Source organism: Pseudomonas sp. 1L-C-7-B-C1 (assembly GCF_057291635.1).
Window position 1 is genome coordinate 58,151 of sequence record NZ_JBXAWH010000002.1, and the last position, 15,517, is coordinate 73,667.

General features: G+C 59.9%; 11 protein-coding genes and 3 pseudogenes. 6 read left to right on the plus strand and 8 right to left on the minus strand.

The genetic code is table 11. From position 1 onward, the window contains the following. Positions 1–6: 6 nt before the first annotated feature. Positions 7–1,032 (minus strand): NAD(P)H-dependent glycerol-3-phosphate dehydrogenase, encoded by a 1,026-nt coding sequence (locus AC0Z8Z_RS03425; protein WP_122538425.1) that lies wholly within the window; start codon positions 1,030–1,032, stop codon positions 7–9. A 313-nt stretch (positions 1,033–1,345) separates the two neighbouring features. Between AC0Z8Z_RS03425 and AC0Z8Z_RS03430 the strand changes: the two are divergent. The 4 genes and pseudogenes from AC0Z8Z_RS03430 to fabB all read left to right on the plus strand — a co-directional run. Beyond that, positions 1,346–1,715: pseudogene (locus AC0Z8Z_RS03430) on the plus strand (hybrid sensor histidine kinase/response regulator); the annotation flags it as partial. A 68-nt stretch (positions 1,716–1,783) separates the two neighbouring features. After that, positions 1,784–3,283: pseudogene (locus AC0Z8Z_RS03435) on the plus strand (response regulator); the annotation flags it as partial. 210 nt (positions 3,284–3,493) lie between these two features. Further along, positions 3,494–4,009 carry a 3-hydroxyacyl-[acyl-carrier-protein] dehydratase FabA gene (fabA, locus tag AC0Z8Z_RS03440; protein WP_122538421.1) on the plus strand — a complete coding sequence of 172 codons (516 nt, stop codon included), beginning with the start codon at positions 3,494–3,496 and terminating at the stop codon, positions 4,007–4,009. A gap of 10 nt (positions 4,010–4,019) precedes the next feature. Next, complete coding sequence (gene fabB, locus AC0Z8Z_RS03445) at positions 4,020–5,246, plus strand: beta-ketoacyl-ACP synthase I (protein ID WP_122538419.1); 1,227 nt, start codon at positions 4,020–4,022, stop codon at positions 5,244–5,246. Positions 5,247–5,460: 214 nt separating this feature from the next. On the opposite strand, the gene AC0Z8Z_RS03450 is transcribed toward fabB, so the two are convergent. Continuing rightward, the gene (locus AC0Z8Z_RS03450; RefSeq protein ID WP_485618255.1) at positions 5,461–6,324 is read right to left on the minus strand and encodes a methyl-accepting chemotaxis protein; all 864 of its coding nucleotides are present in this window, start codon (positions 6,322–6,324) and stop codon (positions 5,461–5,463) included. Beyond that, positions 6,319–7,086: pseudogene (locus AC0Z8Z_RS03455) on the minus strand (MCP four helix bundle domain-containing protein); the annotation flags it as partial. The pseudogene AC0Z8Z_RS03455 and the gene AC0Z8Z_RS03450, both read right to left, overlap by 6 nt. Before the next feature lie 191 nt (positions 7,087–7,277). Here AC0Z8Z_RS03455 and AC0Z8Z_RS03460 point away from each other — a divergent pair. After that, positions 7,278–8,141, plus strand: a complete 864-nt coding sequence (locus AC0Z8Z_RS03460; protein WP_485617893.1) for a pirin family protein — start codon at positions 7,278–7,280, stop codon at positions 8,139–8,141. A gap of 108 nt (positions 8,142–8,249) precedes the next feature. Here the strand turns inward: AC0Z8Z_RS03460 and AC0Z8Z_RS03465 are convergent, their stop codons facing one another. Then, a complete protein-coding gene (locus tag AC0Z8Z_RS03465; RefSeq protein WP_485617895.1) occupies positions 8,250–8,975 on the minus strand; it encodes a dienelactone hydrolase family protein in 726 nt (241 codons plus the stop codon). Between the two features lie 78 nt (positions 8,976–9,053). After that, positions 9,054–10,958, minus strand: a complete 1,905-nt coding sequence (gene htpG, locus AC0Z8Z_RS03470; RefSeq protein WP_485617896.1) for a molecular chaperone HtpG — start codon at positions 10,956–10,958, stop codon at positions 9,054–9,056. 327 nt (positions 10,959–11,285) lie between these two features. Here htpG and AC0Z8Z_RS03475 point away from each other — a divergent pair, with 327 nt between their 5' ends. Continuing rightward, a complete protein-coding gene (locus tag AC0Z8Z_RS03475; protein ID WP_065986299.1) occupies positions 11,286–11,537 on the plus strand; it encodes a hypothetical protein in 252 nt (83 codons plus the stop codon). Between the two features lie 101 nt (positions 11,538–11,638). On the opposite strand, the gene brnQ is transcribed toward AC0Z8Z_RS03475, so the two are convergent. The 3 genes from brnQ to sucC all read right to left on the minus strand — a co-directional run bounded on the left by brnQ (position 11,639) and on the right by sucC (position 15,320). After that, positions 11,639–12,952 carry a branched-chain amino acid transport system II carrier protein gene (brnQ, locus tag AC0Z8Z_RS03480; RefSeq protein ID WP_172611793.1) on the minus strand — a complete coding sequence of 438 codons (1,314 nt, stop codon included), beginning with the start codon at positions 12,950–12,952 and terminating at the stop codon, positions 11,639–11,641. A gap of 314 nt (positions 12,953–13,266) precedes the next feature. Continuing rightward, complete coding sequence (gene sucD / locus AC0Z8Z_RS03485; RefSeq protein ID WP_037009399.1) at positions 13,267–14,154, minus strand: succinate--CoA ligase subunit alpha; 888 nt, start codon at positions 14,152–14,154, stop codon at positions 13,267–13,269. Further along, on the minus strand, positions 14,154–15,320 hold the full coding sequence (gene sucC / locus AC0Z8Z_RS03490; protein ID WP_004882574.1) for an ADP-forming succinate--CoA ligase subunit beta: 1,167 nt from the start codon (positions 15,318–15,320) through the stop codon (positions 14,154–14,156). Before sucC ends, sucD begins: the two co-directional genes overlap by 1 nt. Positions 15,321–15,517: the final 197 nt, after the last annotated feature.

Consider the following 15,517-nt stretch of genomic DNA (forward strand, 5'->3'; position numbering starts at 1 on the left):
TGGGGATCAGTTGAAACCACTGGTTGAGATGAAATCGACGTCGGTCTTGGGCTCGGCGCGCATCAACAGCTCGATGACCTGCTCCAGCGTACGGCCCTCGAACAGAATCGCGTGAAGCCCGGCCACCAGCGGCATGTAAACCTGCAGTTCCTGCGCCTTGGTCTTGAGCACCTTAAGCGTATTGACGCCCTCCGCGACCTCGCCCAGCCGGGTAACCGCTTCGTCCAGGCTCAGGCCCTGGCCCAGGGCGAAACCGACCTGGTAATTGCGGCTCTTCGGCGAGGAACAGGTGACGATCAGATCGCCGACCCCGGCCAGCCCGAGGAAGGTCATCGGATTGGCACCCTGACTGACCGCAAATCGGGTCATTTCCGCCAGCGCTCGAGTAATCAGCATGCTCTTAGTGTTCTCGCCCATGTTCAGCGCCACTGCCATGCCGGCGATGATGGCGTAGACGTTTTTCAGCGCACCGCCCAGCTCCACGCCAAAACGGTCGGCGCTGGCGTACACGCGGAAGGTGCGGCCGTGCAACGCGGCCTGAACCTGTTGACAGAGGTCTTCATCTTCGCTGGCGACGACCGTAGCAGTGAGGGCGTGTTCGGCGATTTCGCGGGCCAGGTTGGGGCCGGACAGCACGCCGATTCGCGCGGCAGGTGCGATGTCCTGAAGGATCTCGCTCATGAGCTTGAAGGTGTCGGCCTCGATGCCCTTGGTCAGGCTGACCAGCATCTTGCCGGTGAGCAGATCGACATGCGGCGTCAATACGCCACGCAGCGCACTGGACGGCAGCGCGACGAAGACCAGTTGACTGCCCTGCAAGGTAGCGTGCAGATCAGTGACCGGCTCGACGCCTTCGAGCACCTTGATACCCTTGAGGTAGCGCGGGTTCTCGCGATTGACGCGGATCGCCTCGGCCTGCTCCGGATCGCGCATCCACTGCGTCACCCGATGACCGTTGCCGGCCAACAGATTGGCCACTGCGGTCCCGAAGCTGCCGCCGCCAAGGACCGCTATTGGTTGCTGCTGGGTCATAAAACAATCCATTCAGGGCCATCACATCTGGCGATGCGGGCATTATACGGAGCGTCAGGCTCGCGGCCAGCGGCAAAAGTTGCCCCCACGAACTTATAGCCGATCCCCCACTCTTGCCGAGGAAAATGCCCACAGCTCAGTTAAGATGCGCACCCGAAATGAAAATTCCTCAACGGCGCCGATGAGCTATCGTCAGGTCGCTCCCGAAGAGATCCGTCACATGACACCAAGCGTCCACCTCTCGTGCCCCGTCAGGCTTCGCCATGCCTGAACATCGGCAAACCCTCCGGGCCCTGACAGCCGGAACCGCCTCGTGACAGCTCAACGCGGCTGGAACATCAGCACCCGGACGCAGATCCTCAGCCTGGGCCCGGCCCTGTTGCTGACCTTGCTGCTGATCAGCTTCTTTACTGTGGTGCGCATTCAGGACCTGCGACAGGAGCTCAATCACACCGGGCAGCTCATCGCCAACCAATTGGCGCCTGCGTCGGAATATGGCGTCATCGTCGGCAACAATGCCGTTCTGGAAAACCTCATGAAGGCCACGATGAACACGCCCCACGTGCGTTTTCTCGAGGTTCGCAACAGCGCTGGGGTGGTGCTGGTGCATGTCGAGCCTGCCGAAGAGCTGGGGCGTTCGCGGCAGATGGAAGTGTTTCAGGCACCGATTCGCCTACAGCCTGACAGGTCCTCCCGGCTAATCGAAAACGCCGATACGGCACGTGCCGATGACGATCCCAGCGTGCCGGTCGAGGGTTACCTGGGCCGGGTGCTGGTGGGCATGTCCAGTGATGCGTTCAATCAGCGCGAACAGGAAATATTGCTGAAGGCCGGTGTGCTGGCGATGTTCGCCCTTCTGTTCACCTACATGTTGGCGAGGCGCTTGTCGCTAAGCCTGTCCCAGCCGATCAGTGCCATGAGCGCAGCGGTGAAGGCCATCCAGCACGGTGACTATTCAGCGCCGCTGCCGGTTGCGGATGATGCCGAACTGGGCGATCTGGCGCGGCACATCAACAATCTGGCCCTGGGCCTGGAAAAGGCGAGCCGCGAGCAGAAGCAGGCGATGGACGAACTCATCCGCACCCGCGAAGAAGCCGAACGCGCCAACAACGCGAAGTCCGAATTCCTGGCAATGATGAGCCACGAGCTGCGCACGCCCATGAATGGCGTGCTGGGCATGCTGCAGTTGATGGAAACCACCAGCATGACCGACGAGCAGGCCGAATACGCCGCGCTGGCGATGGAATCCACCGAGCATCTGCTGCGGGTCATCAACGACATCCTCGATTTCTCACGCTTCGAACGCGATGCGCTGGAACTGGAGAGCATTTCATTCAATCTCGCCGACCTCATCAGCACCTCGGTTCAGGCGTTTGCCCACAACGCCCAGCAGCGCGGTCTGGCACTGGAACTGGATACGCCGCCTTCGATAGAGGCCTTGCAGGTCAAGGGCGACCCCACGCGAATCCGGCAGATTCTGGTCAACCTGATCGGCAATGCGCTGAAATTCACCGAGTTTGGCAGCGTGCGCGTCGAAGCGGGTTTCACCTGCCCCGACCCGCAGCACGTCCTGTTTACCTGCGCAGTCCGCGACAGCGGCATCGGCATTTCCCCGGATTTGCTGGAGTTAATGTTCGATGCATTTCAGCAAGCGGACAACTCCATCTCCCGGCGCTACGGCGGCACCGGGCTGGGACTGCCCATCGCGCGCAATCTGGCCGAACGCATGGGCGGGTCGCTCCAGGCGCAGAGCAGCGAAGGACTCGGCTCGGTGTTCCAGCTGCAAATCCCGCTGCAGCGGGTTCAGCAGCCGGTGATCGAGCCTGCGCCCGGCGCCGTCGGTGAGCTGCCCCAGAGCCGCGATGCCTGCGTGCTGTTGGTCGAAGACAACCCGGTGAACCGCACGGTGGTCGACGCAATGCTGCGCAGTCTGGGCCTGCAGGTGAGTGTGGCGGCGGATGGTGTTGAAGCAGTGAGCATGGCCAGTCGGGAAAGCTTCGCGCTGATTCTGATGGACTGCCGACTGCCGGTCATGGACGGCTACGAAGCGACACGCCGAATCCGGCTGTTGCCGGGGCTGGCGACGTTGCCCATTATTGCCCTGACCGCCAATGCCCAGCACGGCGACCGGGATATTTGTCTGCAAGCCGGAATGAACGATTACCTGGCCAAGCCGTTCAAACGTACTGATTTACAGCAGGTTTTGCAGCGATGGCTGACCATTAAGCCATCTGCGACTGGCGGGAAATGATAAATTGCGGCAGTCTTGTGCGCAGATTCGACCTACGCCAACGCGCGGACGAAATATTTCAGTGCACAGGTGTACATTCATTTCACCCGTGCTGTGACTTTCACTACAACGCAATAGTCTATGAGTAGGCTGCCAGCCGAGGGATTTCCCGCTGGCCAGATTGGGTAAGTAACGCCACACCCTGCCGCACAGGATTATCGAGGAGCTCGCATGACCAAACAAAACGCCTTTACCCGGGAAGATCTGCTGCGCTGCAGTCGCGGCGAGCTGTTCGGCCCAGGTAACGCGCAATTGCCCGCCCCCAACATGCTGATGGTTGATCGCATCACCCATATCAGCGAAGAAGGCGGCAAGTACGGAAAGGGTGAATTGGTCGCCGAACTCGATATCAACCCGGACCTGTGGTTCTTCGCCTGTCACTTCGAAGGTGACCCGGTGATGCCAGGTTGCCTGGGACTCGATGCCATGTGGCAACTGGTCGGCTTCTTTCTGGGCTGGCAAGGCCTGCCGGGCCGCGGTCGCGCACTGGGCTCGGGCGAAGTGAAATTCTTCGGCCAGGTCCTGCCGACCGCCAGCAAGGTCACCTACAACATCCAAATCAAGCGCGTCCTCAAAGGCAAGCTGAACCTGGCGATTGCCGATGGTTCGGTCAGCGTGGACGGCCGCGAAATCTACACCGCCGAAGGCCTGCGTGTCGGCGTCTTCACTTCCACTGACAATTTCTAAGGGTATTCGCATGCGCCGCGTCGTTATCACTGGTCTGGGCATTGTTTCCTGCTTGGGCAATGACAAAGACACCGTCTCCGCCAACTTGCGTGCAAGTCGCCCTGGCATCCGTTTCAATCCGGAATACGCCGAAATGGGTCTGCGCAGTCAGGTCTCGGGCTCTATCGATCCAAATCTGCCGCTCAAGGAACTGGTCGACCGCAAGACCCTGCGCTTCGTCGGTCAGGCGGCAGCTTATGCATACGTCGCCATGAAGAGCGCCGTGGAAGACTCCGGGCTGACTGAAGAGCAGGTCTCCAACCCGCGCACCGGTCTGATTGCCGGCTCCGGCGGTGCGTCGACCCTGAACCAGATGGAGGCGCTGGACATCCTGCGTGAGAAAGGCATCAAGAAGGTTCTTCCGTACTACGTCACCCGCACCATGAGCAGCACTGTCTCAGCGTGCCTGGCGACGCCATTCAAGATCAAGGGCCTGAACTACTCAATCGCTTCTGCCTGCGCCACCAGTGCTCACTGCATCGGTACCGCCATGGAACAGATTCAGATGGGCAAGCAGGACATCGTGTTTGCCGGCGGTGGTGAAGAGGAGCACTGGAGCCAGTCGTTCCTGTTCGACGCGATGGGCGCGCTGTCCAGCAAGCGCAACGACACGCCTGAACAGGCTTCCCGTGCCTACGACGCCGACCGTGACGGTTTCGTCATCGCTGGCGGCGGCGGCATGGTGGTAGTTGAGGAGCTGGAGCATGCTCTGGCCCGTGGCGCGAAGATCTACGCCGAACTGGTTGGCTACGGCGCAACTTCCGACGGTTATGACATGGTCGCGCCGAGCGGCGAAGGCGCCATCCGCTGCATGCAGCAGGCGCTGTCGACCGTAGACGGCACCATCGACTACCTGAACACCCACGGCACCTCGACTCCGGTCGGCGACGTCAAGGAAATGGAAGGCGTGCGTGAAGTGTTCGGTGACAAGGCGCCTGCGATCAGCTCCACCAAGAGCCTGTCAGGTCACTCCCTGGGCGCCGCCGGCGTTCACGAAGCGATCTACTGCATGCTGATGATGGAAGGCAACTTCATGGCGGGTTCGGCGAACATCGACGAGCTGGACCCCGCCGTTGCCGACATGCCGATTCTGACCAAGACCCGCGAAAACACCGAGCTGAATCTGGTGATGAGCAACAGCTTCGGCTTCGGCGGTACCAACGCCACGCTGGTGATGAAGCGCTGGACTGGTAAGTAATCCAGTCAGTTGCAGACAAAAGGCGCCCCTCGGGGCGCCTTTTTTGTGGGCTGTTGAAATGCATTGAGCCGGACCTGCTTTTTGCAGGACCGGCTTTAGCCGCGAAGACGTCGGTTGTCACGCAGCAGAATGGATGGTGCGCAAACTGGCCCCTTCCCGGCTGAAGCCGGTCCCACAAAAGCACCGCGTGCATTCCGTGGAACGGCGTCAGGTGTCACACCGAAAACGCTGCAACCATGCCGTTCAGGTCTGTCGCCAATCGGGACAGCTCGTGGCTGGCGGCGCTGGTCTGGTTGGCCCCCGCCGAACTCTGTAGGGAGATGTCGCGGATGTTGGTGAGATTGCGATCCACCTCCCGCGCGACCTGCGCCTGCTCCTCGGAGGCACTGGCGATGACCGTGTTGCGTTCGGTGATCAGCGTAATGGCAGCAGCGATGTCGTCCAGCGCAACCCCGGCGGACTGTGCCAGCTCCAGCGTGGTCTGGGCGCGGCTGTTGCTGCCTTGCATGGCGGCCACGGCGTGATCGGTGCCCTGACGGATGTCGCCCACCAGTTGTTCGATTTCCAGGGTTGACGACTGCGTCCGATGGGCCAAAGCTCGAACCTCATCTGCCACCACCGCAAAGCCGCGTCCCGCCTCCCCTGCCCGCGCGGCTTCAATGGCTGCGTTCAACGCCAGCAGATTGGTCTGCTCGGCAACCGAGCGAATCACGTCCAGCACCTTGCTGATGCCATATACCTTCTGCGCAAGGGTCTGTACCTGCTCGCCGGCGTCGGTCACGTCTTCGGCCAGATGGGCAATGGACGCCACGGTCTGCTGGACCTGTTGACGACCGTGCTGGGCAATCCGGTCAGACTCCCCGGACGCCTCTGACGTGGCCACCGCATTGCGCGCTACTTCCTCGACAGCGGCGGTCATCTGATTAACCGCCGTTGCCGCCTGATCGATCTCCAGGCTTTGCTGATGAAGGCCGCGCGTCGCGTCTTCAGTGACGGTACTCAATTCCTCTGACGCCGACGCCAACTGATTCGACGAATCGGCGATGCGCATGATCGTGCTGCGCAAACTCTGCTGCATGGACTTGAGCGCTTCCAGCAATCGGGCCGGTTCATCTCGACCTTGCACGACGATCTCCCCGGTGAGATCCCCCGCCGCCACCACCTGAGCAATGCCCAGCGCCTGGGTGATCGGCCTGACGATGCTGCGGGTCAATCCCCACGCCAGCAGTAACGTAATCAACGCCGTCAACAGCATCATGCCCATGACCCAAGCGAACGCATTCGAGAAGACCGCCCGCGCCAGATGACTCGCCTGTCCTGCGCCCTCCTTGTTCAACGCCGTCAGCTCGGTCAGGGCGAGGGTCATCTTGTCGGCGAACTGGTTCATCTCGCCATTGACCAGCTGCATCGCGTCCTCCACCTGATTGGCAGCGGAGAGCTCCATGACCCGATTCTGGCGCTGGAAATAAGCCTGTTGCGCACTGGAGAAACTGTCGTACAGCTCACGCTCGCGGGGCGAGCCGATCAGGGCAGCGTAGTTTTGCTGCGTGGTTTGCAGGCCTGCCTTGAGCTCGTCGAGCTTGGCTGTGTTGTCACGAAGAGCCTCTGGACTGCGGTTGAGCATCAGCCGCAACGTGAGGGTACGAATCCGCATGAGGTCCTGGCCCATGGTGCCAAGCTCCATAATGCTGGGCAGCCAATTGTTTTCCACCTGGTCCGACTGCTTGCGCATGTTCGACATCTGCAACAACGCAAAGGCGCCCAGACCGAACACCAGTAAGGCCAGTACGCCGAAACCGAGTGCGGCCCGGGGTGCGATATTCATGTTTCTCACGGTCATGCCTTGTCCCTTCCCAAGACTCCGCTCTGAAAAGAGCAGTTGCTCGTGATGTCGGCTCAGAGATTAAGCTCTGTAGGACAATTCCTTGAGTACTTCGTAATAATTCATTACAGAGTGCGTAGCACCGGCATTCCAGCCACGTACGCGAGTGATCTATATCCTGTGTGCCCTATTCAGAGGAGAGCGCCATCATGCTGACCATCATTCCCCGCGCCGAGGACGTCGAAGGCCAACCCATCCTGCGCCCCCTCCCCGCTGCGCAATGCCGGAGCGTCGGGCCCTTCGTGTTTTTTGATCACATGCTGGAAACCACCTATGCGCCCGGCACCGGCATGGACATCCGCCAGCACCCACACATCGGTCTGTCGACCCTGACCTACCTCTTTGAAGGCGAAATCCGACACAAAGACAGCCTCGGCAGCGATCAGCAGGTAAGACCCGGCGAAGTCAGCTGGATGACCGCCGGCCGGGCCATCGCCCACATCGAGCGCACACCCGAAGCCCTGCACGCCATCGGCTCGCGCCTGCATGGTTTGCAGGTCTGGCTGGCATCGCCCACCTCCCATGAGCAGGGCGAAGGTCATTACAGCCATCACCCTGCCGATACACTGCCGGTCAGTGATGGCATGGGCATTCGTATCCGCCTGATTGCCGGCGAAGGCTTTTGCCTGAAGTCGCCGGTGCCGGTGCTGTCACCCACGCTTTACGCCGAACTGAACCTGCAGACCGCCACGACGCTGTGTGTGCCCGCCGAGCACGAACAGCGCGCGCTGTACGTCATCGAAGGCGATTTGCTGCTGGATGGCGAGCCGGTGCAGGCGCGCAGTCTGGTGGTACTGGATGCTGGAAGCGAGCCGACGCTTTGCGCGGAAAGCGAATGTCACGCGGTGCTGATTGGCGGTGCGCCACTGGATGGGCCGAGAAGGATGAACTGGAACTTCGTAGCCAGCGACCCGGCGCTGATTGAACAGGCCAGAGCAAAATGGGCGGCCGGGGACTGGCCAACCGTGCCGGGGGAAGTGGAGCGGATTGAACTGCCAAGGCCCCGGAAATAGACGCAGGGTCACACACCCTGTGGGAGCCGACTTGCTGGCGAACCCTTCAGACGAGGCAACTGCTGACATTGGAAATTCAAGCGGTCAGCAGCCTCCTGCTTCAGGTGATCAGCCCGCAAACACCTCGTCCAGCAGGTTGTGCATCGAGGTAAACGCACGCTTCGAAACGGTCGGGTTGTACATCTGTACGCCCGGGTTGTTGGCGTGCGGGTCGGTGAAGGAATGGAACGCCCCGCCGTAGCTCAGCAATTGCCAGTCGACGTTGGCAGCGTTCATTTCCGCTTCGAACGCCGGCAGTTGCTCTTTTGGCACCAGAGGGTCGGAAGCGCCGTGCATCACCAGCACCTTGCCCTTGATGTTGTTGGCGTCAGCCGGGTTCGGCGTGTCGAGCGTGCCGTGAAAGGACACCGCAGCCTTTAACGGCGCACCGGTACGTGCGAGCTCCAACGCGCAGCAACCGCCGAAGCAGAAGCCAAATGCCGCCAGCCGGGACGTGTCAACAGCGGCAATGGTCTGCGCGGTCAGTTGATCCAGAGCGGCCTTCATGCGCTTGTTCAAGAGCACGCGATCATTCTTCAACGGCATCATGGCAGCCGCCGCTTCATCGCCATTGGACGGGCGCACCTGCTGGCCGTACAGATCCGCCAACAACACCACGTAGCCCTTCGCTGCCACATCTTTGGCAATCTGCTCGGCGTCTACGCTGACACCCATCCAGTTAGGCGCCATCACCAGACCCGGTGCGGCCTGAGCCCTTTCGCTGAAGGCCAGACGGCTCTCATAGCTGACGCCGTCGATTTCATAGACGATGGACTGCACAGTCACATTGCTCATAGCGAACTCCTGCTGACAAGGATGGAGGGAGATTAAATGACAAAACCCGCCGGAGCGGGTTCTGCCGTGACGCGGATGTTAAACCGAGAGCTCAACCAACAACTTGTTCAAACGGCGCACGTAAGCCGCCGGATCTTTCAAGCTGTCGCCGGCTGCCAGCGCAGCCTGGTCGAACAGGATGTGCGACAGATCGCCGAAGCGATCTTCATTCTGCTCATTGTCCAGCTTGCCAATCAGCGGGTGCGACGGGTTGAATTCGAAGATCGGCTTGGAATCCGGGACCTTCTGACCACTCGCTTCCAGAATCTGACGCATCTGCAGCCCCAGGTCCTGCTCGCCAATCGCCAGAATCGCAGGCGAATCGGTCAGACGGTGGGAGACGCGGACTTCGCTGACGGCATCACCTAGCGCGGTTTTAAGGCGCTCGATCAGGCCTTCCTTGTCCTTGGCGACTTCTTCCTGGGCTTTCTTGTCCTCTTCGGAGTCAAGCTTGCCCAAGTCCAGGTCACCGCGTGCCACGTCGGCAAAGCCTTTGCCGTCGAAGTCGCTCAGGTAGCTCATCAGCCACTCGTCGATGCGGTCGGTCAGCAGCAGCACTTCAATGCCTTTCTTGCGGAAGACTTCGAGGTGCGGGCTGTTCTTGACCTGCGCGTAGCTTTCGCCGGTGAGGAAGTAGATCTTGTCCTGACCTTCCTTGGCGCGCGACAGGTAGTCGGCCAACGAAACGCTTTGCTCGCCGCTGCCGTCGGAGGTTGATGCAAAGCGCAACAGGCCAGCGATCTTCTCTTTGTTGGCGAAGTCTTCGGCCGGGCCTTCTTTCAGCACCTGACCGAAGTTTTTCCAGAAGCCCTTGTAGTCTTCCGGCTGGTTTTTTGCCAGCTTCTCCAGCATGTCCAGCACGCGCTTGGTCAGCGCCGACTTCATCGAATCGATGATCGGGTCTTTTTGCAAGATTTCGCGGGACACGTTCAGGGACAGGTCGTTGGAATCGACCACGCCCTTGATGAAGCGCAGGTACAGCGGCAGGAACGACTCGGCCTGGTCCATGACGAACACGCGCTGCACGTACAGCTTCAGGCCGCGCGGCGCTTCGCGCTGATACAGATCGAACGGTGCGCGGGCCGGCACGTACAGCAGCGAGCTGTATTCCAGCTTGCCCTCAACCTTGTTGTGGCTCCAGCTCAGCGGGTTTTCGAAATCGTGGGCGATGTGCTTGTAGAACTCCTGGTATTCCTCGTCCTTGACCTCGGCACGGGGACGGGTCCACAGCGCGCTGGCGCGATTGACGGTTTCCCACTCTTCAACAGGCTCCGCATCGCCCTCGACAGGCGCCTGCTCCTTCGGCAGCTCGATGGGCAGAGCGATGTGGTCAGAGTACTTCTTGATGATGTTGCGCAGGCGATAGCCGTCCGCGAACTCGTCTTCGGCGCTCTTAAGGTGCAGCACGATGCGGGTACCACGATCAGCCTTCTCGACCGTGGCGACTTCGAACTCGCCCTCGCCTTTCGACGACCAGTGCACACCTTCGCTGGCGGAGAGGCCGGCGCGACGGGTGAACACTTCAACCTGGTCGGCCACGATGAAGGCGGAGTAGAAGCCGACACCGAACTGACCGATCAGATGGGAATCTTTCTTCTGATCACCGGACAGATTCTTCATGAAATCGGCGGTGCCGGACTTGGCGATGGTGCCCAGATGAGTGATGACATCTTCGCGGCTCATGCCGATGCCGTTGTCTTCCAGGGTAACGGTCTTGGCGTCCTTGTCGTAGCTGACACGGATCTTCAGCTCGGCACCGCCTTCCAGCAGCTCGGGCTTGGACAGCGCCTCGAAACGCAGCTTGTCCACCGCGTCGGACGCGTTGGAAATCAGCTCGCGAAGGAAGATTTCCTTGTTCGAGTACAGCGAATGGATCATGAGGTGTAGCAGCTGCTTCACCTCGGTCTGGAAGCCCAGGGTTTCCTTTTGAGTTTCCACACTCATGGTCATCAAACTCCAATCAGTCCACACAAATAGGGGTAGCTGCGCGAAACGCCGAGGGCGGCTCCGAGCAGCGGGTTGTCATCAAGGTGGGGGCTGAGGAGACGATTTCAAGGGAGAGACATCCTGTCAGTGAAGAATCTTCGTCATCGAAACCCCCAAGGCCATAGATCTGATGACTGACGACGGAACATTAACGATTAGCCTCCTGTGATCCGCAGAGGTGTTACGTCGCTGAGACGCTAATGTATTAATCCCGTCGGAACATGGAACTAACCCTGCGACCAAGTGCTCGAAGCCACGTTGATGACCAATAAGGAGAAACACCCCATGCGTAAATCTTTAGCTATTGCCCTGATGCTTTCTGCCACTCTGGGCCTCGCCGCCTGTGACAAAAAATCCGAAGATAAACAGCAAGATGCAAACAAGGCTGCCGAGCAGTCGCAAGAATCGATGCAAAAAGCGCAAGACAAAGTGAACGACGCTGCCAAAGAAAGTCAGGAAGCCGCTCAAAAGAACGCTGAAGCCGCTCAAGAGCGCGCTAAAGAAGCGAACCAGGCAGCACCTGCAACTAAGCAGTAAGTTTCCAGAGTTTCAAAAAACAAAGCCCGCATTTAGCGGGCTTTGTTTTGTCTGCTCGAAAAAGATCGGCGCGTTTATTCCGCGACGCGCCGACCTCCTCCTCAGGCCAGCGCTTCGCTGCGCTTGCCCAGCACGCGATCCACCACGAACGCGACGAACAGCGTGATCAGTGACGGGATCAGCCATGCCAGGCCTTGCTCGCTCAACGGCAGATGAGCCAGTGCATCCGGCACATACCCCCCCAGCGCAGAACCTTTGACGGCATCCACCACACCGATCAGGAATGCCACCAGCATGACCGGGGCGACGATCCGCCCTTGCTCGTGCCAGAAATCCTTGCAGAAGCTCAACGCCACCAGCGCAATGCATGGCGGGTAAATAGCGGTCAGCACCGGAATCGAGAACTGGATCAGCTTGGTCAGGCCCAGGTTGGAGACCAGCAGCGAAAACGCCGCCAGCAGGATCACCAGCGTCTTGTAGGACAGCGGAAGCACGCGGCTGAAGTACTCGGCGCAGGCGCAGGTCAGACCCACCGCGGTCACCAGGCACGCCAGCGAGATCAGCACGGCGAGAAAGCTACTGCCCAAGGTGCCGAAGGTGTGCTGGACATAGGCGTGCAAGACGGCAGCGCCATTGGTTGCACCGGCGGCAACGGCATGGCTGTCGGAACCCAGACGGAACAGGCTGATGTAGACCAGTGCCAGACCGACACCGGCAATCAGGCCGGCGATGATGGCGTAACGAGTAATCAGCCGGGGCGACTCGACACCACGCGAGCGTATCGCGTTGACGATGACGATGCCGAAAACCAGCGCGCCCAACGTGTCCATGGTCAGGTAGCCGTTGATGAAACCTTGGGAAAACGGTGCCGCAACATAGGCAGGTTCGGCGATACCGACCTCACCCGCAGGCAGGACAAACGCGGCGATGCCGAGGATGGCCAGAGCGATGATCTTCAGCGGCGCGAGGAAGCGGCCCACGGTGTCGAGCAAACGACCCGGATAAAGGGAGATCCAGAACACCAGGACGAAATAAACCAGGCTATAAAGGAACAGCGCCAGCGGGCTTTCACCGGTCAGCGGCGCCAGGCCGACTTCAAACGACACCGTCGCCGTGCGAGGCGTGGCGAACAACGGGCCTACGGACAGGTAGCAGACGGCGGCGAGGATGGTTCCGGCGACCTTGCCGATCGGACTGCTCAACGCGTCCATCGCGCCGCCCACCTTGGCGAGCGCGATGACCGTCACCACCGGAAGGCCGACGGCCGTGACCAGAAAGCCCAGGGCCGCCATCCATACGTTGGGGCCGGCCTGGAGGCCTACGATCGGGGGGAAGATGATATTGCCAGCGCCCACGAACAGCGCAAATGTCATGAAACCCAATGCCAGAATGTCCTGGCCTTTCAACACTTTCATTAAGGAAACCACACTGCTGAATCGGAATTAAGAAGAGGATTTCCCTGAGGGTGGGGGAAATGCTGCCCGCCCTTTTAAGACAGACCCTGAGCGCGCTGCCGCTCCTTGTGGGAGCCGACTGCACAAAACGGCGGCTAGCCTACCCTATTTGCCGCACCGATACAGGGCGGTGCGACCACTCAACGCACGTTCGTGTCGCATATCAGAAATGTCTTACAGAATTAGGGGCAAAGCGTCGGCGCAAATCGAAACAGCGGAAACGCAAAAGCCACCCGAAGGTGGCTTTTGTTGATCAAGCAGTGAGACGAAGGCGATTAAGCCTTCTTCACTTCCCAACCGGTCAGCTCAGCCAGGGCTTTGCCGATGTCTGCCAGCGAACGCACGGTTTTCACACCTGCGTCTTGCAGCGCAGCGAATTTCTCGTCTGCAGTGCCCTTGCCGCCAGAGATGATCGCGCCCGCATGGCCCATGCGCTTGCCCGGAGGAGCAGTCACACCCGCGATGTAGGAAACGACTGGCTTGGTCACGTGTGCCTTGATGTAGGCAGCCGCTTCTTCTTCAGCCGAACCGCCGATCTCACCGATCATGACGATCGCTTCGGTCTTCGGGTCTTCCTGGAACAGCTTCAGGATGTCGATGAAGTTCGAACCCGGGATCGGGTCACCACCGATGCCGACGCAGGTCGACTGACCGAAACCGGCGTCAGTGGTCTGCTTCACAGCTTCGTAAGTCAGGGTGCCGGAACGCGACACGATACCGACCTTGCCTGGCAAGTGAATGTGACCTGGCATGATGCCGATCTTGCACTCGCCCGGGGTGATGACGCCTGGGCAGTTAGGGCCGATCAGGACCACACCCAGTTCGTCGCACTTGACCTTGGCTTCGAGCATGTCGATGGTCGGGATGCCTTCGGTGATGCAGACGATCAGCTTGATGCCGCCGAACGCTGCTTCAAGGATGGAATCCTTGCAGAACGGAGCCGGAACGTAGATGACCGAAGCGGTTGCGCCGGTTTTTTCTACTGCTTCGGACACGGTGTTGAACACTGGCAGGTTCAGGTGCGTGGTGCCGCCCTTGCCTGGGGTCACGCCGCCAACCATTTTGGTGCCGTAGGCAATGGCTTGCTCGGAGTGGAAGGTACCCTGGGAGCCGGTGAAGCCCTGGCAGATAACCTTGGTGTCTTTATTGATCAGGACGCTCATTATTTGCCCTCCGCAGCTTTGACGACTTGTTGAGCAGCGTCGGTCAGGCTGGTAGCTGCGATGATGTTCAAGCCGCTTTCTGCCAGTACTTTAGCGCCCAGCTCAGCGTTGTTGCCTTCAAGGCGAACAACCACCGGGATTTTCACGCCGACTTCTTTCACGGCGCCAATGATGCCTTCGGCAATCATGTCGCAACGAACGATGCCGCCGAAGATGTTGACCAGTACTGCAGCGACGTTGGTGTCGGACAGGATGATCTTGAACGCTTCGGTAACGCGCTCTTTGGTTGCGCCGCCGCCTACGTCGAGGAAGTTGGCTGGCTTGCCGCCATGCAGGTTGACGATGTCCATGGTGCCCATGGCCAGACCGGCACCGTTGACCATGCAGCCGATGTTGCCTTCCAGTGCCACGTAGTTCAGTTCGAACTTGGCAGCGTGGGCTTCACGTGGGTCATCTTGCGATGGGTCGTGGAAAGCCTTCAGCTTTGGCTGACGGTACATGGCGTTGGCGTCGATGTTGATCTTGGCGTCGAGGCAGTGCAGATCACCGTCAGCTTTGATTACCAGCGGGTTCACTTCCAGCAGGGCCAGATCGTGGTCCTGGAACAGCTTGGCCAGACCGGTGAAGATCTTGGCGAACTGAGTGACCTGCTTGCCTTCCAGACCCAGCTGGAAGGCCAGATCGCGACCCTGGAATGGCTGAGCGCCAACCAGTGGATCGATCGTGGCTTTGAGAATCTTCTCAGGCGTGTCGTGAGCGATTTTCTCGATGTCCACGCCACCTTCGGTGGACGCCATGAACACGATACGACGGCTCGAACGATCGACTACAGCGCCCAGGTACAGCTCTTTGGCGATGTCAGTGCACGATTCAACCAGGATCTTGGTGACCGGCTGACCGTTGGCATCAGTCTGGTAAGTGACCAGACGCTTGCCCAACCACTGTTGAGCGAACGCAGCTGCGTCTTCCTTGCTGCGAACCAGCTTGACGCCGCCCGCTTTACCGCGACCACCAGCGTGAACCTGGGCTTTGACGACCCACTCGGTTCCGCCGATCTTGTCGCACGCTTCTGCTGCTGCTTCCGGGGTGTCTACTGCATAGCCCTTGGAAACTGGCAGGCCGTATTCAGCAAACAGCTGCTTACCCTGATACTCGTGAAGATTCATGCTTATTACCGTCTTCGTTAGGTACTGCGCATTCGGTGCTGCTCGTCAAAGCGTGCCGCACCACCTGTGACCGCTTCTCCCGGCAAACGCAGGTCAGGCATCAAGCCTGCCCTGTGCTGCCAGGAGTTCGAGTCCAACGGACCTTCCGCGGTAAGCCCTGCGAGCAGGACCTACGACGGGCGGACCGTCGTGGTTAT